Genomic DNA, 26184 nt, shown 5'->3' on the forward strand with positions numbered 1-26184 from the left:
TGTAATGATTATTCGATTGAAAGAGTCCTGCAAAACAGGACTCTTTCAATTTTCGCCTATTCCTACCGTTGATCGAACCCGGTGATTGCGATGAGTTTTTGTCAGCACAATCTGAGCTAGCCGATTTTCTTTCTCTTTGCGTTTTCTTCCCCACCAGATATAAAAACCTGTAATGGGTAGTGAAGCTACAATCAAACTCGCGAAGAAAGCCAGCATCTTACCGGGCAATCCCAGAACAGCGCCGGTATGAATATCATAATTCATTCGAATAAGACGGTCTGCAAAAGTCGCACTTTCCAATTTTCCAAAAACATGCTGTACGGGAAGTTCCGCCAAAGTATACTGGTCAAAATAACGGTAATCTGTTTGCCAGTAAGTTTCATCATCCGGATTGATGCTTACTTCAATACTTGAAGATGGCGTCACAGGAATGTGCACTTCAATAACACTGCTTCTCGGCGTTTCAGATTTTATTTTAGCATAGATCCTGTCTATTGCCGGAATTTGTTCTGTAGCTATTTGAACCGTTGTGTCCGACTCGGGCTCAGCGTACATAAGGGACTTTTCGCCACCGGCAAGTTTATGGTAGCCCTCGGCAAACCATTGAAATCCCCACACCAATCCGGTAACGGCTAAAATAATCGCCACCCAGGACGCATAGAAACCGAGTACATTATGCAAGTCGTAATTTTTTCTGCGCCACCGCGCATTCCAACGAATCGAGAATCTTTGTTTGGTGGCGTTTTTATTTTTGGGCCACCAAAGGATGATACCGGAAATCAACATTACCGTGAACAGTAGCGTAGCGGTTGCAGCCACGGGTTGCCCGATTTCATGGGGTAGCCACAAATAAAAATGACCATCGAGTATAAAGGGAAAAAATCCTGCCTGAGCGTCTTTAACTTTCAACACCTCTCCCGTGAATGGATTTAGGTAGACGAGATAATAGTATTCCGGCTCTGCACTGTAAAATATCACCTCGGCTGCATGCCCTGGCTTGGCATAAAGCACAGCATGGATATGCTTTCCTGGTAACTCCTTTTCTGCAATAGCCTTTAATTTTGATGGTGGTAAAACGGGTGCTTCCCGATGTTCTACAAACCGGTAAGGTTGTGTCAGGTTTTGAATCTCTTCCTGAAAAGCATATAGGCAACCCGTGATGGCAAGGATGAACACCACCAACCCGGACGATATACCAATCCAAAGATGAATTCTGCTTATAGTTTTTTTAAATGTCACCGTACTTTACGTTAAAATTTATAGCCAATACTGAATCTCGCATTACGCGGAGCGTCTGTCTGCCAGTAATAGGCATTCAGGAACGGATAATAAGAACCGCTGTACAAGTATTCATTCAGAACATTAAAAACATTGAGCGTAACGCGGATATTATTTCTTTCCCAAAAAGCTCCTGCATCAAGCTTGAAATAATCCGGAAGATTTTGATTCGGATCTGGCGAAGGATCCCAATACGTTTCTCTCTCCGATAAATAAGTAAAGCCTGCCGAGAAACCTACTCCTTTAAATACACCTCCTTGTATTTTATAATTTAACCATGCGTTAGTAGTATGCTTTGCGAATCCTGGTACGATGTCGCCTTCTTCCACATCCGTAATACCGTCGGCGACCTTCACGACACGTGAGTCTGTGTAAGCATAGTTAACAATAATACCGAGACCCTCGATGATTGTTCCTTTGACATCAAACTCTACGCCCTGCGACCGCTTTTGACCTAGCTCTATGCTGAGACCGGATGCAGGCGGACTATTGGGATCGGTTACCAGCTCATTGTTTTTAAGTATCCGATAAACAGACAGGGTAGAATTCCACTTCCCTCCTGCCCAATCTCTTTTAATTCCAGCTTCTATATTGTTTCCAGTAATTGGCTGCACATCATCTCCATTGGCAAGTCGTCCTGCCTGGGGAATAAAGGCCTGGTCATACAACGCATAGGCTGAAGTAAACTTATTTAAGGACACACTTAAGCCGACGCGCGGTGTAACATGCTTGGCACTTTGAGCTTCTCCACCCCATTCGGATTGTTTTATGTTGGTATAACGGCCGGCCAGCGTAAGCCGGACCTTGTTCTGCGCAAATGCAAGTTCATCCTGCACATAAACAGCAGTGTACCGTTGATCCATTAACCCGCCGGCTGCCTGCGCCCGTCCTTCAAGTGGAGAAGAAAAATCGAACTGGGGATATCCATTAACCGGCGTCGAATACACTGGAGCATTGGTGTCGAAAGCTGCGCCGGCAGAATCCAGCATGTGATATTGACCCCAGTCTGCAAAGTATTCCTTGTTTGCAACATCGATACCTGCTAATATTCTTTGATAAATCATCCCAGTAGTAATTTTTCCATTGACAAAAAGCTGCGCCATGTTCATATTGCTTTTCGCATCCCAACTACTGGTAGCTCTTAACATGGTACCATCGGGATTTACGGCTGCTGGCCATAAAGAACTTCCTTGTTGACTATAGTTAAAGCGAGATGCTTGTGCCGTTACTTTCCATTCGTTGTTTAACTCATGTTGCAGATTTAAAAAGAAACTGTGGTCATTGATTGTGGTTGCTGGCATACCAGCTGGTAAAGATGTGAAATCACGAGGAAGTGTGGCGTAGCCATCGGTAGAAAACACATAGAAGGATCCAACATCGCTCATTTTTGCACGTTGGAAGGTATATTCAAACGTAAGCTTGGTTTTTTCATCAAGTAGATACGACAATACGGGCGCAACAACGTATCTATTATTAAATTCGTTAGCCCTATGCGATTTCTTATTCTGAGCTGATACATTAAGCCTGTATAAAAATTTCCCATTCTGAGTGAGTTTTCCATCCAAGTCCAGCGCCGTTCTGTAGAGATCAAAGCTACCAATAGTAAAGGTAACCTCTCCTTTCGTCTGTCCTGTAGGTTTTTTTGTAACCACATTATACAAGCCACTAGGGTCACCGTTGGCCAGCATAAACCCAGCAGGCCCTTTTACAAATTCAATGTGATCGACAAAACTCATGTCTTCGGTAAGCGGACCCCAATAAGAATTTACTACATTAAAACCGTTTCTAAATGCCTGAATTTGAGAGCCCCGGGCTGTTATGTTGGTATAAAGATCACCCCAATGCTCGAGTCTGACTGCACCGCTTACATTGCGTATCAAACCATCACTCATGCTAATCACCTGCTGATCTTTCAACATATCTTTAGTAACGATTTGAATATTCTGGGGCGTCTCCAACAGTGGTGATTGAAGGCGAAGCGTAGAGGATGGTGCGTCCACTTTGTATCCATCGCGATTACCTTCTATGACGACTTCGGATAATTGTGCTGAAGTTTCATGCAAAACAAAGTCTACGTGCGTGGTAACGCCACTTTGTACCTGAATCACTTTTTCGATTGGATTAAATCCGATGGAACTTGCCAGTAATACATGAGTACCCGTAGAAACGTTGGATATTTCGAATTTTCCTTCATGATCTGTAGTGGCACCTTTTCCGGTGTCTTTTATGGATACATTTACATACTCGGCTCCCTTGCCGTCTACTGTAGAGATAGTGCCTGTAATATTTCCTGTCTGCGCCAAAAGCGGCGTTGTGAACATTATTAACAGGGTTGTCACCAGGAATCTATGTATCGGTTTATTGAGATAAAAACATTTCATTTGAATACTATGGTTAGTTTATTTTTAAAATTGTTCAAAGTTATATATGTGTATATGCGCACATCAATCGCTTTAAAAGGCTAATTATTACCTACCCTCTGGAGGGTAGGCCAATACCCTCGAAAGGTTTACGGCGGGTACTTGCTAATCGGAAGACCAATCGGCTATCACGTAAAGGATAGACGATGTTCGGATATGTTTTACGTTTTTCCCCGCGCGGTACGTTCATGCAGCCTGATCTATTATGGTTCATGAGATCAAAAGAAGAAGGTCTATTGCTTTTATGCGTAGGAGTTTGTTTCGATGCTGAGGTCATAAATGATCAATAATTATGTGTATTGAATTCTGACAAAAATATCGTCGCAGCACCCTGCGGCACAATCGCTTGTCAAGGCGATTCTTAACTACCTTATCGAGCGTATACAAATCGCGGTAACCGTTAATGAATTGGTAAATGGGTTTGCGAAATCGCATTTAAGTTTGAAAATTTCAGTCTGAATCGTTTATACTTACGCCCCGTTATGAAACATGCTATTCGAACTTGCTGCTTACTTGTTCTTGCCCTCTCCGGATATTGCCAGAAAGCGGATACCCCTTACGTTATTATGATATCTTTTGATGGTTTCCGGTACGATTATGTAGACAAATTTAATGCGCCGCATTTCAAACGATTTAGAATGAACGGTACGCAGGCAGAAGCGCTAATCCCCGTATTTCCAAGTAAAACTTTTCCGAATCACTACAGTATTGTAACAGGATTGTATGCAGGTCATCATGGTCTGGTGGACAATAATTTTTTCGACCCTCATCGAAATGAATTTTACGAAATGAAAAATACGGCGCGTAAAACCGATCCATATTACTATGGCGGTAAACCGCTCTGGAAATTGGCTCGTGAACAGGGAGTAAAATCAGCATCATTTTTTTGGGTAGGCTCTGAGTTACCGCAGCCCGGATTACATCCGGATTATTATTATCCATACGATGACACGATTCCAGACACGGTCCGAGTCCGACAGGTTATTAATTGGTTAAAGCTTCCTGAAAAAGAACGGCCCCATTTAATAACACTTTATTTTTCATCGCCTGATCATGAAGGGCATACTTATGGGCCCTCGTCAACTGAAACGCGAAACGCCGTGCTGCATGCCGATCAAATGGTTGGCAAACTCCGGAAAGCTATTGAAGCTATTCCACTGCCGGTGAACATCATCATCGTTTCCGACCATGGCATGGAAGAATTAACGGAAAATCCTGAAACCTATATTTTTCTAGATGATATTCTTGATCGAAGTGATACTACCATTAAAGTTTCAAACGGTGGCACTCAGGCTCATGTTTATATTAATAATAAATCAAAAGTTGACTCAATCTATCGCCGGCTCAAAACAGGATCAAAAAAATATTCCGTTTACACCGCCGACGAATTTCCAAGCCATTGGCATTACAGCTCGACGCGCGCTGGAGATATATTGATGACAGCAAATCAAGGGTTTTATATTGTTACTCAAGAGAAGAAATCATTTTTGTCTTCTATCAAGACGGGGAAATATTTTGGAGCGCACGGATATGATGCGTCAGTCGTAAAGAATATGCGAGGCATCTTTTACGCAATGGGCCCTAATATTAAATCTGGAAAGAAAATTCCGGCGTTTGAAAATATCCACATCTACCCATTTATTGCTTCCTTGCTGGGGCTGACAACGCCTGTGGTAGACGGAGACCCACGCGTGTTAAAAGACATTATCGTACGTTAAATCGTTTGACCTGCGGGTCGTGACTAACTTAGTGCCTTATAAGTTGCCAGAATTCCACAGGCGAAAAAGACATGTCCAAATACAATGGCAACCAAATATTGAGCAAGGGATAAGCGAGGAGGATTTGGATGAATAGCAATGAATATTCTCCATCCGATAGCTCCGACGATTCCGTTAATTAATCCTAACCAGCTTGCCGTAAAAAAGTCTTCCCCAACGTAGTTGTTGGTCCATAACCAAAAATAAACGAAGGTAAATCCGATACCTACTAAGTAGTGAGCAATAATACCAACTACAATGGCCGATGGTTGATCAGACAAACCCTTTTCAGTAGTGGTTTGAAAAGTGAGCATGGTGCCTAAAATTTTGACCACCTTAAATCGATCGTTGGCTAAATAAGCGATGCTGTACATCACAGCAGTCATTACTGCCGTGCCAATCACACCTGCAACTCCAATTTTAAACAACATCGGGTATAAGTTTTTTCATCAACAGTTAAACCCTGCAATATGTTATACGGGTAATTCGTACTCCCCCACCACTCCTGGCAACAATCGGAACAATTTAAAAAAGAATAAGTAAAAAATTCACTTAAATCTCCCAGGTATGAATAATAGCAAGTAGTGAAAATTTCTCCTCTAGCTTTTATTCAAATTTGCTCGGAAAGAATAGATAAGTACTGATGATAAGTTTGTTGGCAATTCTGGTTGGAATACTCGTATGCTCATATACAATATCACAGAAATCTAATCCCAATTTAAAACACCAAACAAGTGAGCATGGCTTATCTCAGCCCCACTTTATCTATCCGCAACAACGCCGAATAGCATCCGTTCGTGCCTGTAACGATTGCAATTTGAAAAAATTTGATCGATATAAAATAAAGCAGACTCTATCGATACCACTGGCATCGAATCCTGCGATCGACGATTATATCGATAAACCCTTAAATTAGGTACCTGGTGTATATACTGAGGAAATGTATACAGCATTTAAATGCAAATAACAAATTGGCCTCGTAAGGGAATGAAAACAACATCCACATACACATCATCACTCTTAAACATTAGGGCGCCAATATATCTCGTTCAAGGGCTGCTGGTTCTATTCGTTCTGTCCAGCCCAGCGTTTTCTCAAAACAATATTAAGTTTGATAATATCGGCATTCGTGAGGGGCTATCTCACAGCCACGTTAAGGGTATACTGCAAGACAAGGATGGTATCATGTGGTTCTCAACACATGACGGCTTAAATAAATATGACGGCTATAAATTTACGATCTACAAAAACATCCCCAACGATAGCACTAGTCTAAGTCATAATAATTTATGGCGGATCATTGAAGACAGGCATGGTAATATATGGATTGCTACATGGGGTGGTGGATTAAACATGTTTGATCGTACAACCGAAAACTTCATTCAATATCGTAACGATGTCAATAACGAAAACTCCATTTCAGATGATTTTGTTTACAGCGTCCTGGAAGATCGTGAAGGTAACATCTGGGCGGGCACAAACAATGGCGGACTAAACCTCTTGGACGTTAAAACAAAAAAAATTACACGTTTCGTCTTCGACGAGAATAATCCCAGCGGCATCAGTGACAACGAAATAAGACACTTGTATGAGGACCAAAATGGAAATATCTGGGTGGCTACCGGAAATGGTGGGCTAAATGTACTTAATCCCAAAACCAGAATATTCAAACACTATAGACACGACGTCAATAATCCTAACTCCATTGCGAGTGATCACCTTCGCGTCATTACACAAGATAAAGCAGGTCGAGTGTGGGTTGGTACTTATGGAGCAGGTTTCGATTTATTTCTACCCGACAAAGAACAGTTTCAGCACTTCGTTCATGCCCTAAACAATAACAACAGCTTATCACATAATGCAGTACAATATATCCAGGAAGGCCCCAACGGAAACCTATGGATAGGTACCGAAAATGGAGGATTAACAATCTACGATCCATCATATAATACTTTTTGGAATTATCTGCATGACGATATCGATCAGCAAAGCATCAATGATAATTCATTATACTATCTCTTTAAAGACAAACAAGAGATCATGTGGATAGGTACTTTCAATGGTGGTGTCAATTTGGTGAACCCCGATAACAAGTTTACACATTACCGTCACACTTCATCGCCGAATAGTCTTAGCAACAACCTGGTGCTCGCCATCTACGAAGATAAAGATGAAAATTTATGGATAGGTACGGATGGTGGAGGTTTGAATAAGTATGAAAAAAAATCAAGAAAATTCACACACTTAAAAAATGAGGTTGGCAATCCAAATTCAATTTGTGGAAATTACGTGATAACTGTAACAGAAGACAGAAAGGGAAACATTTGGGCTGGGACGTGGGGCAATGGGATAACAGTCTTTAATCCGAAAAAAAATACATACCGGCATTACAACAATGATTCCTCAAATCCCGGTGGTCTAACCAATAATAACGTTTGGGATATTTTTGAAGACGGCGAAGGTATAATTTGGATTGGTACATATGGCGGCGGGCTCTATGAATACGATCCGGAAACCGAAAATTTTTCACAATACCTTTTCAAATCAAATGATCCAGAAACTGTCAGTCTTAATACCATCTATTTTATTACTGAAGATAGTAAGGGATATATCTGGGTGGCGACAGATGGTGGCGGGATAAATCGATTGGATAAAAAAACAAAAAAAATTAAACGGTATGTTCATGATCAATCGAAAAATAGTTTAAGTCATAATCGCGTGATTAGTATTCACGAAGACAGATTTGGCAATTTATGGATAGGTACAAATCATGGCTTAAACTTTTTTAATTCAAAGAATGAAAAATTTACCGTTTACGACACGAAAGATGGCCTTGCCGCTGACGGAGTATTGGGTATTCTGGAGGATGATCAGGGAATGTTATGGGTAAGTACAAATAAAGGAGTTTCAAAATTCGATCCAGTCTCAAAGAGCTTTCAAAACTACACAACTGCAGATGGTCTTCAACCTGGCGACCTTAGTCAGGCATTCTGCCGAAGTAAATCAGGATTAATGTATTTCGGAGGAAAAAGCGGCTTTAGCGAATTTCATCCCGAACGAATGACCTCCAAAACCTATATACCGCCATTGGTTTTTACAGGGTTCGACATTTTTAACAAACCAGTATTTAAATCTTCCGACCCAACTGTTAATGGCATTTTATCCGTACCAATTTCGCAGGCGAAAGCGGTAACATTATCTTATCAACATTCTGTCTTCTCCGTTCAATTCGCCTCGCTCAATTATTCTAATCCACAACGCAGGGCATACCAGTATCTACTCGAAGGTTTTGATAACGACTGGACTATACTGAACGAAAACCACGCAGCAACTTACACTAACCTTGATCCCGGGTCTTACACTTTCAAGGTCAAGTCATTGAACAGCGAAGGAGCATGGTCAGATCAAATTGCTGAACTGAAAATCACCATCACTCCCCCGTTCTGGAAAACGTGGTGGTTCAGAACGCTAGGAGCAATTCTTCTTATTGGAGGAATAGTTTATTTCTTACGTGTCCGAGTTTATCTTATACACAAGCAAAAACTTGAATTGGAAACCCAAGTTCAGTTGCGTACGGAAGAAGTTATTCGTCAAAAAGAAAGACTGCAATTACAAGCAGGCGACATGAAGGTGCTAAACGAACAGCTACAGGCACAAACTGAATTCCTTCAGACTATCAATGTTGAACTTGAACATCAGAAAGAGGACGCTGAGAAAGCGCGCCATGAAGCTGAGCGCGCGAATCAGGCCAAGAGTGTTTTCCTGGCGATGATGAGTCATGAAATACGTACGCCAATGAACGGAGTTATTGGCATGGCTTCCCTGCTAACCGAAACAAAACTGGACGTGGAGCAGCAAGAGTACGCAGAAACAATTCGAAATTCCGGCGAGAATTTGTTGTCCATCATTAATGACATTCTGGACTTTTCAAAGATTGAATCCGGTAAAATGGAGCTCGATGTACAAGACATGGATTTACGTTCATGTATTGAAGAAGTGCTCGACCTTTTTGGAGCTAAGGCTGCCATAACAGGCCTGGATCTACTCTATCAAATCGATCATGACGTTCCAACGATGATTCTGGGCGACGCCCTAAGGATAAAACAAGTTCTTATAAACCTGGTCGGCAACGCGATCAAGTTTACAAAAGCAGGAGAAGTGTATGTGGGTGTCAGCGTAAAAAGCCACGAGCATGATAAATATGAACTTTCCTTTGAGATACGTGACACAGGAATAGGCATACCACAGGAAAAAATTGATAGGTTGTTCAAAGCATTCTCCCAAGTTGATTCTTCTACCACGCGTAGATATGGAGGAACGGGCCTCGGATTGGTAATATGCGAAAAGCTTGTGACGTTAATGGGTGGATCGATATCTGTTCACAGCATTTCCGGTCAAGGGACTACATTTACTTTTAGCATACAGGTATTGCCAAGCAAAAATGCAGTACTCAATTATGTAAATTTCAACGCAGACGGACTACAAGGCAAAAAGGTTTTGGTCATTGATGATAACCGAACGAATAGAAATATTTTAAAAACACAATTGATACAATGGAAGTTTGTTCCGTGCCTTGCTAGCAGTGCTGCAGAAGCCTTGCATATGCTCTCGGAAGACCGAATGTACGACCTCGTGATTACGGATATGCAGATGCCTGACATGGATGGCATCAGTTTAGCCGCCAGGATACGCGACATGAATTATAAGCTACCAATTATATTGTTGAGCTCCATTGGCAATGAACAACGGAACGAGTATGGGCATTTATTCGCACAAGTATTAGCAAAACCGGTTAAGCAAAAGGTATTATCAAATGCCATCGCTGGCGTGTTAAAAAAATTAGCTAGAAATAATATCGCCGTTGAAACGTCAACCAAGCTGTCTGAAGATTTCGCACGACAATTTCCGTTGAAGATATTGATTGCCGAGGATAATCCAGTGAACCAAACGCTGGCACTACGCACACTTACAAAATTGGGCTACAGTGCAGCAGTTGCTGAAAACGGTCTCCGCACACTCGAAGAATTTCAAAACCATCAATATGACATTATCTTAATGGATGTTCAGATGCCTGAGATGGATGGTCTTGAGACTACACGTGTGATGAGACAGAGTAAAACTGCCCAACCGATTATTATTGCGATGACCGCAAATGCCATGGCGGAAGATAAGGAAGCTTGTATCCAGTCAGGTATGGATGATTATATTAGTAAACCCATCCGTCTGGAAGAATTGGTGCGAATTCTGGAAAAATGGGCCGTGTTTTTGAGAAATAAGGAGAAGCGCAGTACCCAGAATGACCAATGGATGCCATAGGAATTATCGCGTTCATCTGCAAAAAACCCTATTTGACACCATTTTCAGTCATCCTGAAGACACAGTTAACAGTCCACATTACTGTTTTGTGAAAGATCAAATGCACCTTACATGCGCTCTTTATCGCTGGCAATTCACGATATAATTCTTCAGAATAGCATAATCTTTAACGTGAATTAGAGCGCAACCCCTGCGTTCGTTCGAAATCTCTCGAAAAGGCATTTGAATTTTGAAGGCGACGGATATGAGTAAAATTATTCTAATATGATTTTCAGTCGTTATTTGCTGGTTTCCATCCTTCAAATATTTCCGGTCATTGCATTTCCCCAACAATCAAATCTGAAATTTGAGCATATCGGCTTGAATGAAGGGCTATCGCAAAGCAACATCACATGTATTTTGCAGGACAGTCGTGGTTTCATGTGGTTTGGTACACGTGATGGCCTTAATAAATACGATGGCTATACCATAACGGTTTACAAGAATGAGGAAGAAAATCGTAACAGCATCAGCGCAGATTACATCAGGGACATTATAGAAGACTCGAAGGGAAATCTTTGGATTGCAACGTTAGGGGGCGGGCTCAATATGTTTGACCGCCAAAAAGAAAAATTCATTCGTTTCACCAATGATCCAAAGAATTCGAAAAGTATTAGCAGTATGCTAATAAATACCTTGGAGGAAGATGATAAAGGAAATATCTGGGTGGGCACTGATGATCTAGGCCTCGAGTTATTTAATCCCGAGAAAAAAGAATTTTATCATTTTCCAGCTACCGAGGGCAAGGGCGGTTTAGGGGACAATACGATCTTAAGTTTACGTCATGACAGCAACAACATCTTGTGGGTTGGAACAGACAGCCACGGTCTTTACGTTCTTAATGAGGAAAAAAAAGAATTTATAGGATTTCGTCACGATTCCAATGACCCAAACTCTCTTAGCCACAATAGCGTTTCCTCCATTCATGAAGACAAGGAAAAAAATCTGTGGGTTGGAACTATTGGCGGTGGTCTCGATAAGCTAGACCGGTCGACTAAAAAGTTCAAACATTTTCAAAAGCAAAATAACAATCCCCATAGTCTAAGTGATAACTATATTTTTTCAATTGCAGAAGATCCTTCCGGAAACCTTTGGATTGCAACAGAGAATGAAGGACTCAATTTTTTCAACACAACAACTGAAATATTTAAACATTATAAACACAGCGAATTTGACAACGCCAGCCTTAGCAGTAGTTCCATCAATTGCATTTTTATGGACGCAACCACCGGGTTATGGGTTGGTACATACAATGGTGGTGTAAACCATACGAATTTTGACGCTAATAAGTTTTTGCACCATAAGCATATCCCGGACAACAAGAACAGTTTATCTCACAATAGCGTATCCAGCATCTTTGAAGACTCAGAGGCAAATCTCTGGATAGCAACCGACGGCGGTGGGGTCAATTTATACGACCGGCGATCAGGCATCTTCAAACATTTTAAACACGAAGAAAATAATTCAAAAACGATTTCGGGGAACTATACCTTGAGCGTGAATCAAGACAGCCAGGGTAATATTTGGATTGGAACCTGGGGGGATGGCGTCACGGTTTTCAATCCTAAAAAAAATTCTTTTAAACATTTCAAGCATGATCCGTCAGATTCTCTCAGCATATTGGGAGATAACGGATGGGCAATCCTCGAAGATAAAGAAAAAATTATGTGGATTGCTGCGCACGGGTATGGATTGAACCGATACGATCCTTCCACCGGCACTTTTACTCATTTTAATGATCTCAACAGCAATATCAGCAGTAACAATATTGTTTGTCTGTATGAAGATCGCGCGGGAAATCTTTGGATAGGAACGTTCCATGGCGGACTAAACTTATTTGATAAGAAAACAAAAAAGTTCAAGCACTACAAGCACGACAGCGCGGTGAATAGCATCAGCAATAACAACGTAGGGTGCATTCATGAAGACGATCGCGGTAATCTTTGGATAGGCACAGATGACGGTTTAAATTATCTGAATGTTAAGACAGGAAAATTTAAAACATATACAATGCGCGACGGACTTCCACACAATACTATTGCAGGAATTCTGTCCGATGCAAAAGGCAATTTGTGGATTAGTACGAATAAGGGCATTTCGAGATTTTCGCCGCTAACCAATACTTTTAAAAATTACACTGTAGCCGATGGGTTGCAGTCAAATGAATTTAGGCAAGCATGTTTTAAAAGCCGTACTGGGGCCATGTATTTTGGAGGCATCAACGGGTTTAATGAATTCTTTCCTGATAGTATTAAGGAACGCACATACGAACCTCCGCTTTTAATTACGCAATTCTCTATCTTCAATAAACCTGTATTCGTTTCTGACGATAAGGATGAAACTGTACTTTCAAAACATATTTCAGAATCCGATGAAATCATTATCAGCTACGACCAATCTGTAATTTCTTTTGAGTTCGCATCACTCAACTATGTGTTAGAAGATCGGAAACGTTACGCCTATATGCTGGAAGGTTTTGATAAGACTTGGAACGATATTGGCATTAAACATTCCGCTACTTACACAAATCTTGACCCGGGTGAGTATTTATTTAAGGTGAAGGGCCTGGCCAACGACGGAAATTGGTCTGACAAAACAGCTTCTATCAAATTGATTATCACGCCACCATTTTGGCGTACGTGGTGGTTTATATTCTTAACCAGTGCGTTGATTATAAGTTGTTTTATCGCATGGTATAGGATACGAGTCGCAATTACTAAGAAACGCGAACTGGAACTAACTAAACAAGTGAACTTACGAACGGCCCAGCTTGCAAGATCGACGCAAAAGGAACGCAGAGCACGAGAAGAGGCAGAAAAAGAACGACAAATGGCAGAGCTTGCACGAAAGGAAGCGGAACGTGCTAATCAAGCAAAAAGTATTTTCCTCGCCACTATGAGTCATGAGATCCGAACACCAATGAATGGGGTTATCGGCATGGCGTCACTTCTGTTTGAAACTAAACTAGATCCCGAACAAGAAGAGTATGCAGAGACGATCCGGACTTCTGGAGAAAGTTTGCTGTCGATCATCAACGATATATTGGATTTTTCAAAAATTGAATCTGGTAAAATGGAGCTTGACACGCAAGTCTTTGAACTGCGGAGCTGCATAGAAGAAGTGCTTGACATTTTTGGCGGCAGAGCTGCTGCAGCAGGGCTTGATCTGTTGTATCAAATTGACGCGGATGTTCCAATTCAAATTCTGGGCGATGCGCTTCGAATAAAGCAAGTACTTATCAACCTTGTCGGAAATGCAATCAAATTCACAAAAGAGGGTGAAGTGTTTATAAGGGTGAAAATTAAGGATCAACAAGACGAGTTAATTGAACTGGCTTTTGATATAACAGATACCGGTATTGGTATTCCCACGGAAAAGGTTAACAAATTATTTAAAGCGTTTTCACAAGTGGATTCATCTACAACGCGAAAGTACGGTGGCACAGGGTTAGGACTTGTGATATGCGATAAACTCGTGGCGCTGATGGGCGGATCAATTTCTGTTCAAAGTGTTCCCGGAAAAGGGGCAACATTTACTTTTAGTATTAAAACTAACAGGATTAAAGATGGATATACCATGCCACTCAACACTCAAGGGATGGAAGGAAAAAGGGTGTTGATTGTGGATGATAACAAAACCAATCTCGATATTCTATACACGCAATTTCTTGAATGGACATGTAGGCCTACCGTAGCAGGATCAGCGCATGAAGCTTTAGCAATCTTATCGGAAGATTCGGATTTTCAACTTATTATTACTGATAGACAAATGCCGGTTATGGATGGAATTGCCCTGGCGGAAGAAATCTCAAAAACAAAAGCTGAAATTCCCGTTCTACTATTGAGCGCAATTGGGAAAGAGGAACGCAAGCACTATCAACATTTGTTTATCCAGATTTTAACTAAGCCAGTAAAACAAAAAATACTTTTTAATGCTGTCAGCAATGTGTTAACGGATCTTAAAAAACCTCTCATTGAGGAGCCTTCGAAAAACACACTTAATGAAGACTTTGCAAACAAGTATCCATTGGATATACTCATCGCGGAAGATAATCCCGTCAATCAAAAACTTGCTTTACGTGCATTGAAAAAATTAGGTTACAAACCAAGGATTGCAGAAAATGGAATTTTAACCGTCCAGGAGATGGAACACCGCGCATACGATATGATTCTCATGGATGTTCAGATGCCAGAAATGGATGGGCTTGAGGCAACACGTCAGATAAGAAAAAATAGGAATATACATCCTGTTATCATTGCTATGACCGCCAACGCAATGGACGAGGATAGGGAGGCTTGCATACAAGCCGGCATGGACGATTACCTCAGTAAACCTATTCGCTTAAACGACTTAGTGACAGTTCTTAAAAAATGGGCGCTGCTTTTGCAAAGGCAGGGTAAGTAGATTGCGCGAGTAGTTGCAAAAGACGGTCGAATATATCGCCGGGGTATTTTGCTTCTGCTACCTTTGCAAAATTCACGTTGATGAAACCAATTCTTTTTAAACTTGCTAAAACACCTTTTTTTGGACGGTTCATGGTTCGCTGGGAAAATCCCTTACCTGCCGACGAACTGAACCAATGGAATTCATTCAGCGTAAAAAGTAATTCTGGTGGATTGATAAAAGGACTATGGTTGCCAGCCCGGTCAGAAGCGGCAGGTTCCATTGTGTTGGGGCATCCGATGGGTAAAGAAGCTAAAGGGTACTTCTTAAAACATGGCTACGGTCAATTATATCAAGAATGTGGACTCAACGTGTTCGTATTTGACTTTAACGGCTTTGGTGAAAGCACCCACGGCAATTTTTCATACTTTGAAGATATTCTGGCAGTGGGACACTTCGCAGTTCAACAATTTCCTTCAGTCCCGCTGTTTTATCACGGTATCTCTATGGGTGGGCAGTGGAGCACGATCACTTTTACCCAAAATCATGCTTATGATTATGCCATGCTGGAAAGTATTCCTACAACGTTGGATGAATTCTGGATTCGGTTTCCTCTCCCCTATCGCTTTTTAAAATTGTTATATCTGATGATGCCCCGCTATTCGAAAAAGGTCAGGATGATAGATCGCATCTCCGAATTAAAGCGTATTAAATCGCTGCTGTTGATATATTCTGAGAATGATGTCTATACACCGGTTTCTATGGGCGCGCGATTTAAAGCCAAAAGCAACGTGTTAACTGAATTGTGGACGGTTGACGATGCTGATCATGCGAAAATCATCAAGTCGAAGCACAGGAAGGAATATGAAAACAAGTTGAAGGACTTTATCAGCAATTGTTTAAAACCCAAAGGCTAAAAAGTAAAACCCGCGAAATTAGCGCGTAAAAGCATTCAATTGCATTACACCCTGATGCGGTATCAGGGTAATCCCTGATCTTCCTCATGGTATTCCTGATTTTTAGTAATTCAGTCATTCACTTACAGTTTAGGTTCGGCTATGCCCTACTTTTATAATATCAACGAAACAAAAAAGGTTATGAACACTGCTAAATATCAAGTCTGGGAAGGAGAAATGGAAGCTGCAGGATTAGAAGAAAATGGCGTATCATTTTTCTCTGCGTTTTTCTCAGCAATACTTGGCATCGTATTATTTTTCATCCTGATCGCCAAGACGATGATTGAAAAAGTTTTCAGAGTAAGGTTTAGTGCAAGGAAAAAAGTATCCAATGCATTAAAAACCCAGGAATTTAAAATGAGTGTTTCTTAATCTCATAGGTTAAATTTTTATCGCATCATAACATCCATAGATTAGGTGGCTTGTGTTCCTTCAGCAGCAGGTTAACGGCTTAAGCTGCGAAGTGAATGCAAGCCATTTTCCTTTATTGCTAATTCTCTTTTTCAGAACACTTCGTACGTAGGCCGAACTCGGGCAGCACAACAATATAGCCTTAAAATTACCACATCCTTAGTTGTATCTGTGCTTTCTGACAGAAAGTTTATTACGGTATACAATAGCTAAACCAGTTTTGTGCATGGTGTGAAAGCAGCTAGCATTCGCTAACGTTGTCAAGGCTTCTATACCGTGTGATCGCCTATGACCGGATGATTAACCAAAGGTTTCTCCCTTTATATTCCCCATGATATAACCTAGTGGCTAACTGCAAGCCCCTTACAATAAAAAACTGTCTGAACGAAACTACTTAATTCTCAACAGCCCGCCACTAATATGTACATCTCGCGTTCAGCAAAGGATTAAGAAGTGCACTACCAGGCATAGATAACAAAGAATAAAGTCATCGGCGATTTTGTTATAGGATAGCTGGAGCGAATAAGAAGGCTGATGAATTTCTTACATCTTTCCGAGAAAGGAGATGCAATCATTGCAGCCCATTCAATTAGTAAGTGGTACGGAAAAATAAAAGACTGAACCCCTATCTGGCTCACTTTCTACCCAAAGCTTACCACCATTTTTCTCAACAAAGTCCTTGCATAAAATCAGTCCAAGACCCGTGCCTTTTTCATCCGCAGTCCCTTTCGTTGTGTGCTTAGCATCAATGCGGAATAATTTATCAATTACTTCCGGGCTCATACCTACGCCTGTATCGGCTATAGTTACCAGTACATGACTCTGATTTTGTTTTACGCCGAGTTTAATCAATCCACCTTCCGTCGTAAATTTAATTGAGTTAGAAATTAAATTGCGCACAACCGTATTCAGTGAATGTTTATGTGCTGTAACAAGAACTTTACCATTAAAATCTTCCAGAAAACTGATTTTCTTAATTTGAGCCTGAGCACAAAGTAATTCCTTGTTTTCCTTGAGTAGTGACGTGATGTCGAAGGTCTCCGGTTTAAATTCAATATTACCTGTTTGCGATCTTGACCATTCCAACAAGTTATTTAAAAGTGCCAGCAGGTTTTTAAGAGACTTGTCAAAATCTTTGGCCAGCATTTGAATCTCTTCTTTTGACAGGCTATCGGTATGATTAATTAAAAGCCCGGAGAAAGAAGTAAGTGAATTGAGTGGACCTTTCAAATCATGACCAATGATGGAAAAGAATTTGTCCTTTGTAGCATTTAACTCCTGAAGTTGCAAATTCTGATGATTTACCCGTTCATTGATCTCCTGCAATCTTGCATGAGAACGTTGTTTGACTTTATACAACTTGAGAATAAGGCCCACAATTATTAAACCCAATGCAATCAGGCTAATCAGAAAATTCCTGAGGTTCTTTTGACGGTGCAGTTGCTGTTCTCGTTTTTGTCTATCCACCTCCAAGCTTTCTATCTGAGATTCTTTGGTATCAATAACATACCTGCTTTGTGATTCTAATAGCCGTTGATCATTTTTTTGATTCTGAATAAAATCACTGACGACAACAAACTGTTCGCGCTTCATTAATGCTTCTTCATACTCTCCAAGTTCTTTGTGTGTTAAGCTTAAGAAGTCATAACTCTTTTGCTGTTGTTCTAAGGTTTGGGATTCTAGCGCGGCCTTTAATCCAGCGTTAAGACTTGCAATGGCACTAACATATTTTTTTTGTTGATAATACAAGAGTCCAATATTATTAAACGATTCGGCCATGCCCCGTTTATCATTTAAGTTTTGCCTGATTTTTAATGCAAGTCTATGATTGGCCAATGCCCGGCCATCATTTCTCATTCTTCGATACAACTCACCAATCTCGTTAAGGCTAATTGCTTCTCTTGATTTATCTTTCAACACCCTGCGAATCGCCAGCGCGCTTCTGTGGGTTTGCAACGAACGATTGTAAATTCCTTGCTTGCTATAAATGTCGGCGATGTTAAACAACGCTTGAGCCTCTGCCTTGGGATTATTGATGATATTTTTATACTCAAGCACTTGCTCATAGTTTCTGAAGGCTTCAAGCATTTTACCAGACGAAGCTTTGATTTGCCCAAGTTTATTTAGAATCAAAACCTCGATGTGTGGATTCTTTGTGGCTTCGTTAAAAGATAACGCTTGCGCTATCAGTTGCTCGCTTTTGTCATAATTTCCAACTTCTTCAAAAACCTGAGCCATGGCCAGGTATGTAAAAATTCTTTGCTCCTGGAGATCGAGCGAATCCTCAATAGCAAGACATTGAATTAACAAGTCCATTGCCACTTCATAATCGTTCGTTTGTGTTAAATGTGTGAGGGCAAGTTCTTTCAGCGCTCTGGCTTGTCGTTCAGCATTTTTTGCTTTTGTAGCCTGGTTTAGACGAGTAGTAATTTCTTTTATATTTCTTTCAACTGTACCTTTGTTGTTGTTTTCGAAGAAATTTTCATACCACGCAACTTCGGGATTCACTTCTTGGATGGCCAAGGTGAGCAGAGGAAAATAAATTAAGATAACAGCTGCAAGCAACTTCACAACAGGCGACATCAAAAACTATTTTTGCAAAAATTCCGAAATTAATGGATGATAATAAGTCGTTTTCTTTCTCTTCCGTCTGTGGCCTACGAGCAAACATTAGATTATTCAAACGGTATGGCTATTACAATCCAAAATCAGGCCGATAAAAAATAGGTATGAGTTGAAATGGATACCTAGGTTGGATGGTAGATATTCACCGCTAAATTTGATTGTTTGACTGGAATAATTGACGTAGTAACAACAATTGCTTAACCTAATCGTTGCGTCGGTTTTAGTCACTGCCAGCGGCCTCCAGGTCCTTCAAGATGCGGTTCACATCCTCTTCTGTGGATGACAGTTTCAGCTTGCAAATGCGTATGAGCTGTGTTGCGCGTTTAACCTTTTCCGACAGCTCGTCCACAGAAATCTCACCATTTTCGATTTCAGTAACGATAAGTTGAAGTTCTTCAAATGCTTCCCGATAGTTCGTTGTTTCATTCATATTCTATTCCGGTTTAGAACTCTTTACCTCGCTTATAATTTCACCGTCTGTCACAATTGTTGTAATCTTATCACCAGCTTGAACTTCTTTACTGCTTCTTAGGGCCACACCGTTGTATAACGTAATAGAAAATCCGCGCCTTAGTATGTTTACAGGATCCAGGATAGCAACTTGTTTTTCAACGCGAAGTAAATTGTCCTTTTGCTTACTTAATTGGATTACTGTTATTTGTTTGGTTTCAATTATCAACTCATTGAGTTGTTTTTTACATGCACCCACCTGAGAATTAACGTTCTTTTCAAGTCCGACCATCGACCACTTCAGTAAACCCTCGTTTTTTCTGATGAGAAATTTCGAGTTTTGTAAAAGGGATTCCGACTGGCTTCGGATTTCAACACGGCTTTTCATTAGTCCTGCATTGGTCGCCGACCGAAAATACCTGATCATATTTTGAAACTTTGTTTTCTCATCTCTTAACACACGCCTGGCTCGCTCTACTATAATTTCTTCCCCGCGTTTTATAGGATTCGAAAAGTGATGAAATTTTTGAATTAAAAAATCGGCTAGTTCGGTAGGTGTTATCGCATTCTTAAAAGAAACCATTTCTGCTACTGTTTCATTCGTTGAATGACCTATGCCCGTGAGAACCGGTATGGGAAAAAGGGCGATCGCTTTAGCGAGCTCAAAATCATTGTATGACGATAACCCGACGTCTCCCCCGCCGCCCCTGATAATTGCTACGACATCAAAATGATGAACAACTTTTCTGATTTGCTTTAACTGATTACAAATAGAAGCAACAGACTTCTCACCCTGAAGCAACGACGGAAACAGGTGTTTAAAAAATTTGTATCCCCAAGGATTATGATCGATTATTTTCAGAAAATCAGAATATCCTTTACTTGTCTCAACAGAAATGATTGCCATTCTTTGAGGTAGAAGAGGAAGGTTTAATGATTTGTTGGCATTAAAAATACCTTCCTTCTTGAGTTGCGCTAACGTATCCTGTTTTTCACGTTCCAGTTCCCCAAGGGAAAAGCTAGGGTCTATATCCAGAATACGAAGGCTCAGGCCATGTGATGGATCGAAACTTATGGATGCACAAAAGAGAATTTTGATACCATCTTTTAAAGGCTCTTTTAAAACCTTCAGAAAGTTGTTGTTAACTCTCTCAAAATCGCTTTTCCATAAATTGGATTTCAGCTGAGCGATCACTTTTCCCTCCCGCTTCTCCACTAACTCGGGATAACAATGACCTGAATGCGAATAATAATTGAGCTTGTTCATTTCGGCCATCACCCAAAACGAATTCTTATATCGCTCAGCAATCGTCTTTTGAATACTTAAAGTAACTTCTATCAGGGAAAAAACTTTCTTATCGTTTATTGTAGCAGGCATTTTATGTCTTTCCTTGTAACTGCCTTGCGGCAGGCTCCAATAATCTCATTTTTTCGGATATCAGCAAATTTATAACGCCCTAATGAAAAACTTCTTTAGCCCAGGTGTGCAACAAAGAGAAAAAATTCAGTTTTTCATGATAACCACTACCATGATTAATTGCCTTTGACGTAAAAGGTTCGGGATCAAAGCAAAAAAAATTTTTACTTACTTGCCTCGCGGTGGATTGCTTTAAGCAGGGATTTCGATTTTGGCGCATCTCCTAAAACCTGCCAAATCATCACGCCCGATGCTTTGTCCTTTGCCAACAAGGTCTTTCTTTTGATAGTAGGCAATCCGTTATAATAAATAATCTTTCCATCGGGCATGGTCCATTGATCAACAAATTCGGATCCCGGAAAGGATTCCACAATTTTTCCGTAGCTCATACTGATGGCTTCCGATGAAAGCGCAGGTCCGTATCCATAGCCATAAAATGGAACTCCCAAGGTCATCTTATCCTTAGGTATCTTCCTTTCAGTTCCAAAGTATTCAAGGTCCTCCACAGCATGTTCGTATGTGGCATGAGGTCCTGGCTTATCCGGTCGCCAGGGGCCGGTTCGGTCATAACTCATCACATTTACAAAATCGTATTGTGCCAATGCACGGTCGGTAAATTGATCCTTATAATAAATTGCTATGGCGGCGGTGATTAATTTATGATGCGCGCGTAAAGCGGTGGCTAGTTCAACAACAAACGGCTCATAATAGGTATCAATATCGCTGCCCTCGAGATCAACATCAATACCATCAATGTTATATTTGATTACCTCGCTCACCAAATTCCTGATTAACGTTGGCCTGTTTTCATCTTTTAGGAGCCAGTGGTATTGCGGTTGCTTGCTTCCACCACCAATCGAAAATAAAACTTTTACGTCTCTACGATGCGCTGCTTCAATAAAAGGCGTAAGGCCGGATAGATCGCGAACAAAATTGCCAAGTGAGTCTGGATTTAAAAACCACAAGTTTACATGGGTGAGTTTCTTTAAGGTAGATTTGTCGACATCAGACATTGCGGCATTGATTGAATAATAGCCAACAATTTTGAATCCGGGCTCTTTGGACTGACCAAGAATATTGATTGACCAAAGAAAACAAAGGGAAACAAATAATACCGGCTTGATTTTCATGGATAATATTATTCTATAATTTAAGACGAATTCCTGCACGTATCAGCCCGCCAGTGATGAGGGCACATAGGACAGCAAACAGAAGAGACTTAATTAAACCCACCATACCGGTGAGCAAAACCTCCGGAAGGTGGAATCCAACTAATCTCGTAAACCCGTATGCGAAATAAGGGATAAGATAACAAAGTAACGTATCCGTACCCGCAGGTCTGATAATATTAAACCAACTTGCTTTTTTATAAACATCGGCGGTCCAGTAAATGACTGTAAATGCTAAAATTGTGAAAGCGCTACATAAAAAAAGCCACGCAGGTGTCGCTCCCAATTTAGCTAAGCCCCAGTACGGCCGTACGATAATGGAGAGAATTATTAATAAAATGGATATGGCTATAAAAACGACAGTCAGAATTTTGTTATCGTTCTTAGATCTGAAGTACTGAAAGATTAACGAAGTTACAACGCCTCCCATAGTAAGTCCCGCAAGCGTACCTCCTAAGATTGCGTTTGGAATAAAATGAAATACTTCCGGCACATTTCCGCTGTGATATAACATGCTTAATGCCGCAAAAAAAATCCATGCCGCCACCACGACGAGAAAATTATTTTTGCTGAAGACGGTAATGAGTCCACTTGCCAGGTAAGCCCAACCAATCAGTCCCAAAATGCCCCACCATTGCGGTCCAAAATAGCCGATGGCATTATCAGGTCCACCGCGATAAATCATTGCCAGAAAAACCAAAGTAGCTATAGCAACACCTTTTAAGCTATAGATCAGAATTTGGTTTAGCGTTTTGGGGTATGTATTCCATATCGCGATAAAACAGATGCAGCAGATCGCATTCCACAACGGTCGCACCATACCAGTGGCCGCGGCGTTTATGCTTTCGCCATTAACCAGAAACACACCCATCACGAGCAACGCTATTGTTCGAAGCAAAACGTGCTTGACGAGTTGCCAATCAGTGTCTCCTTTTTTTCTTCGGTTAGTGATGGCATAAGGTAAGGACAGACCGACGATAAACAAAAACGCGGGGAATACTACATCTGCTAATCCAATACCATCCACACCCTGTTCAACATGCCCCAGCCATGCCGGTATATTTTTCAACGACCACAAATCGTTCACAAAAATCATGAGGATCATGGTGAGCGCGCGCAGAATATCAATCGAAGTGATATGTACTTTCGCGGTAGCTGCCGTTGGTGACAAGATTGCGGGGTCTTTCATTATCAAGAGTATAGTTGTTGGCACCGGTTAAGGGACCCGTGCAACCGTGCAATCATTTCGTTTTGGTTGAAAATTCAGCATCCCAGTCAGGCCGCGAAATTCCGTTTAGATCATACACTACTTTACCCTCACGAACGGTGAGTTCACACTGCAGCTTCTGATTTCCCTGCATACTAAATCCCCCGGAATCAACATAACCAAATTTACCTTTCAGTAAGGAAAATACAGCTACATCTGCTTCTGTTCCAGGCGAAAGATTGCCGAGGTCTTCCCGGTGAATAACCTGCGCTGGGTGCCATGTGGAAGCCGCAATCACTTGCTGTAAGGTCATACCCATGTTTAGAAACTTTGACATAACGTTGAGTTGATCCTTCATACCTCCGTTCATGCTACCCGTGTGAATGTCGGTGCTTATCGTGTTGGGAATGAAGCCGCTTTTCAGAGCAGGAATTGCCTGAGAGAAACGAAAACTTCCGCCGCCATGACCAACATCGAATACAATTCCATTCTTCTGAGCTTCTACCACAAATGGTAAAATCTTTCCTTGTTCATCAACAATAGGCTGCCGGCTTGGTAGTTGCGCAAAAGTATGGGTAAAGATATCACCTGGCCGAAGGTGTTTAGTAAACAACTCACGAATAGGAAGGGGTGGAAGATGTCCGCCAAAATCTATCATCACCGGTACATTTGCAATGTTACCGGCCTGAACAGCGCGGTCGACGGGATCCCATTCCCCACCCATATAATGTGCTACTTTAATACCAACAATTTCCTTGTGTTGTTTTACGACCATGGCCGTCATTTTTGCATCCATATCGCTTAGGTTCTGTTCATAGGGGCCGCCACGCATCCCCTCGCCTACGATGTTTAAAAATGAGAGCACTCTTGTTTTTGCGTGATCGATTGTCTGTGTTTTAAAAGCGCTAAAAGTTTTCCATCCCGCTCCACCTGCGTCAACTACGGTGGTTACGCCGCTACGAAAAGTAAACCCGTCTGGTGGAAGTGCTTCCAATCCATTACCGAGGTAATGGTCGGGCTCTGTCCCGAAAAAGTTGTGAGAATGTATATCAATAATTCCAGGAGTAACATATAAACCTTTTGCATCAATGACCTGCGCCGCTTTTTTTGCATCTATATTTTTGGCAACACTGACAATCTTATTTTCCAGGATTGCCACGTCCATTATTTCATTGATGTTATTCTTCAAATCGATAACGTGTCCGCCTTTAATTATCAGCGTATATTCCTGGGATTTACCGGCCACCACAGTAAATACCAAAGTCAAAAGGATTAACCATTTAAATTTTGAATGCATTGCTTTAAGTTTTATCGTTGTGTTCCAATGTTTGCGCTTGAATCGTAGTGGGGCCAATTAAATATAAGCGATGCAGTCCATCTCCACAAGAGAATCGCCGGGCACCCCGCCGTATACTGCAACCGTTGTCCTGACCGGAGGTTTGTTTCCAAACCGTCCTTTATAGGCCTCATTCATTGCTTTGTAATCATTTAGATCATGAAGAAATACGCTGACCTTTAAAACTTTTTGCATGGAAGATCCTGCCTTCACCAGTTCCTTTTCAATTTCATCTAAAACGTGCTTGGTATGGGCCGTAATGTCACCATCGAAGTGGGCACCTTTGCCTGCTACGAAAACCATGTTTCCAAACTTTGTAGATCCGGAAAACAACGGAACGTCCTGGTCGTCCTTCACTACATTAAACACTTCTTTTTCAGATGCTGTATCGGCCTTGGCCTTCGTTGCTAATCCTAGTCCTGTAACCCCTGCAATGGTAGCAAACAATTTTTTTAACGTTGATCTTCTCTGTTCTTTCATGATAATGGATTTGATTTAGTTGAAACAATTTATTTATATCAAGATGTTGGTTTCTAAAATTCATTTGAAGGTCTTGTTTACACTGCTGGCCTTGTTACCAAAAATTTTAACTGATGCAGGTCAGCACCTTCATGGATAAATCGTCGAAATAAAAAATTACAATTGTCGTTCAAAATAGGTTATTCAAATACGATCGTTCCGAATTTTTGGTATTCATGGAAATTTCCTGCTTTTGCCAGGGTAGTTTTTTGCCAGCTCCAAGTGTTATAGCCTTCATCATAATCAATCCTATAGAAATTTGCGCGCCATCGTGCTCCCGACGATGGTGGTCCATCAATTAAGGAACCTAACAATGCGAAGGGGATAAAAAATTCGGCAGACCAATTACGGATTGCAGCGTGACTTTTTTTTTCTCCTCCTTGCACACTAGTAGCATGCTGTGTTCTTCGTTTTCCTTCATAACGCCAGGGCGCCCATCCCTGGACCCTACCTTTTATATTGGGAATGAGAATAGGCAATTCAAAGTTCAAAGGAGAAAGTTCATACTCAAAATAAATTGGAACAGACTGGTCAGGCCATAAATAAACTTCCACGACATCTTCTTTAAAAAGTGGCGCAAAATCTTCCTGAAGGGTCGCGGTAATTTTTTGATCATCACACCTGAATAAAAAATATATACCCTGAGAAGAGTATAGTAATTTAACCTGCGTTAATAAACTTTTGCTGGAAGATGATTCCTGCTTCGTTATCGTTAGCCAATCCGCATTGTTCCAGTTTACTGAATTTCCATCACCGGTTACTATAAAATCAGTAGTTTTTCTTACAATTATTTTTGCTGAATCATTAAGCAACACCGACGAAAAGCTCTCCGTTGATGCGATCCCTATTATTAGAAATCCAAGAAATGTATACAATATCCTGTTGTGGATCTGTCTCATTA

Annotated in this window: 16 protein-coding genes; 5 read left to right on the forward strand and 11 right to left on the reverse strand. The window is 41.0% G+C overall.

Features of this window, described 5'->3' with window-relative positions; all coding sequences use genetic code 11:
* Window positions 1–45 precede the first annotated feature (45 nt).
* Together P2W71_RS22455 and P2W71_RS22460 are read right to left on the reverse strand one after the other, a co-directional pair.
* A complete protein-coding gene (locus tag P2W71_RS22455) occupies window positions 46–1239 on the reverse strand; it encodes a PepSY-associated TM helix domain-containing protein (protein WP_276373644.1) in 1194 nt (397 codons plus the stop codon).
* Window positions 1240–1250: 11 nt separating this feature from the next.
* Complete coding sequence (locus tag P2W71_RS22460; RefSeq protein WP_276373645.1) at window positions 1251–3659, reverse strand: TonB-dependent receptor; 2409 nt, start codon at window positions 3657–3659, stop codon at window positions 1251–1253.
* A gap of 521 nt (window positions 3660–4180) precedes the next feature.
* Between P2W71_RS22460 and P2W71_RS22465 the strand changes: the two genes are divergently transcribed.
* The gene (locus P2W71_RS22465) at window positions 4181–5416 is read left to right on the forward strand and encodes an ectonucleotide pyrophosphatase/phosphodiesterase (protein WP_276373646.1); all 1236 of its coding nucleotides are present in this window, start codon (window positions 4181–4183) and stop codon (window positions 5414–5416) included.
* Between the two features lie 23 nt (window positions 5417–5439).
* On the opposite strand, the gene P2W71_RS22470 is transcribed toward P2W71_RS22465, so the two are convergent.
* Entirely contained in the window at window positions 5440–5886 is a 447-nt protein-coding gene (locus tag P2W71_RS22470) for a hypothetical protein (protein WP_276373647.1), read from the reverse strand.
* Between the two features lie 556 nt (window positions 5887–6442).
* On the opposite strand from P2W71_RS22470, the gene P2W71_RS22475 reads away from it, so the two are divergent.
* The 4 genes from P2W71_RS22475 (at window position 6443) to P2W71_RS22490 (ending at window position 16521) form a co-directional block, all read left to right on the forward strand.
* A complete protein-coding gene (locus tag P2W71_RS22475; protein WP_276373648.1) occupies window positions 6443–10771 on the forward strand; it encodes a two-component regulator propeller domain-containing protein in 4329 nt (1442 codons plus the stop codon).
* Between the two features lie 264 nt (window positions 10772–11035).
* Window positions 11036–15214, forward strand: a complete 4179-nt coding sequence (locus P2W71_RS22480; protein WP_276373649.1) for a two-component regulator propeller domain-containing protein — start codon at window positions 11036–11038, stop codon at window positions 15212–15214.
* Window positions 15215–15294: 80 nt separating this feature from the next.
* The gene (locus tag P2W71_RS22485) at window positions 15295–16110 is read left to right on the forward strand and encodes an alpha/beta hydrolase (protein WP_276373650.1); all 816 of its coding nucleotides are present in this window, start codon (window positions 15295–15297) and stop codon (window positions 16108–16110) included.
* Between the two features lie 180 nt (window positions 16111–16290).
* The gene (locus P2W71_RS22490) at window positions 16291–16521 is read left to right on the forward strand and encodes a hypothetical protein (protein WP_276373651.1); all 231 of its coding nucleotides are present in this window, start codon (window positions 16291–16293) and stop codon (window positions 16519–16521) included.
* Window positions 16522–17145: 624 nt separating this feature from the next.
* On the opposite strand, the gene P2W71_RS22495 is transcribed toward P2W71_RS22490, so the two are convergent.
* From P2W71_RS22495 to P2W71_RS22530, 8 genes are all read right to left on the reverse strand, one after another.
* Window positions 17146–19143 (reverse strand): tetratricopeptide repeat-containing sensor histidine kinase, encoded by a 1998-nt coding sequence (locus P2W71_RS22495; protein ID WP_276373652.1) that lies wholly within the window; start codon window positions 19141–19143, stop codon window positions 17146–17148.
* Between the two features lie 262 nt (window positions 19144–19405).
* Window positions 19406–19615, reverse strand: a complete 210-nt coding sequence (gene xseB, locus P2W71_RS22500) for an exodeoxyribonuclease VII small subunit (protein ID WP_276373653.1) — start codon at window positions 19613–19615, stop codon at window positions 19406–19408.
* A gap of 3 nt (window positions 19616–19618) precedes the next feature.
* A complete protein-coding gene (gene xseA, locus P2W71_RS22505; protein ID WP_276373654.1) occupies window positions 19619–21013 on the reverse strand; it encodes an exodeoxyribonuclease VII large subunit in 1395 nt (464 codons plus the stop codon).
* Window positions 21014–21216: 203 nt separating this feature from the next.
* The gene (locus P2W71_RS22510) at window positions 21217–22182 is read right to left on the reverse strand and encodes a glycosyl hydrolase family 18 protein (protein WP_276373655.1); all 966 of its coding nucleotides are present in this window, start codon (window positions 22180–22182) and stop codon (window positions 21217–21219) included.
* 13 nt (window positions 22183–22195) lie between these two features.
* A complete protein-coding gene (locus P2W71_RS22515) occupies window positions 22196–23410 on the reverse strand; it encodes a DUF5009 domain-containing protein (RefSeq protein WP_276373656.1) in 1215 nt (404 codons plus the stop codon).
* 52 nt (window positions 23411–23462) lie between these two features.
* A complete protein-coding gene (locus P2W71_RS22520; protein ID WP_276373657.1) occupies window positions 23463–24725 on the reverse strand; it encodes an amidohydrolase/deacetylase family metallohydrolase in 1263 nt (420 codons plus the stop codon).
* Window positions 24726–24782: 57 nt separating this feature from the next.
* Window positions 24783–25244: a RidA family protein gene (locus tag P2W71_RS22525; RefSeq protein ID WP_276373658.1), complete on the reverse strand. Its 462-nt coding sequence runs from the start codon at window positions 25242–25244 to the stop codon at window positions 24783–24785.
* Between the two features lie 179 nt (window positions 25245–25423).
* The gene (locus P2W71_RS22530) at window positions 25424–26182 is read right to left on the reverse strand and encodes a carbohydrate-binding family 9-like protein (protein WP_276373659.1); all 759 of its coding nucleotides are present in this window, start codon (window positions 26180–26182) and stop codon (window positions 25424–25426) included.
* Between the last annotated feature and the right edge of the window lie 2 nt (window positions 26183–26184).

The sequence above is a fragment of the Chryseolinea sp. H1M3-3 genome (assembly GCF_029360725.1).
Classification (GTDB): Bacteria; Bacteroidota; Bacteroidia; order Cytophagales; family Cyclobacteriaceae; genus Chryseolinea.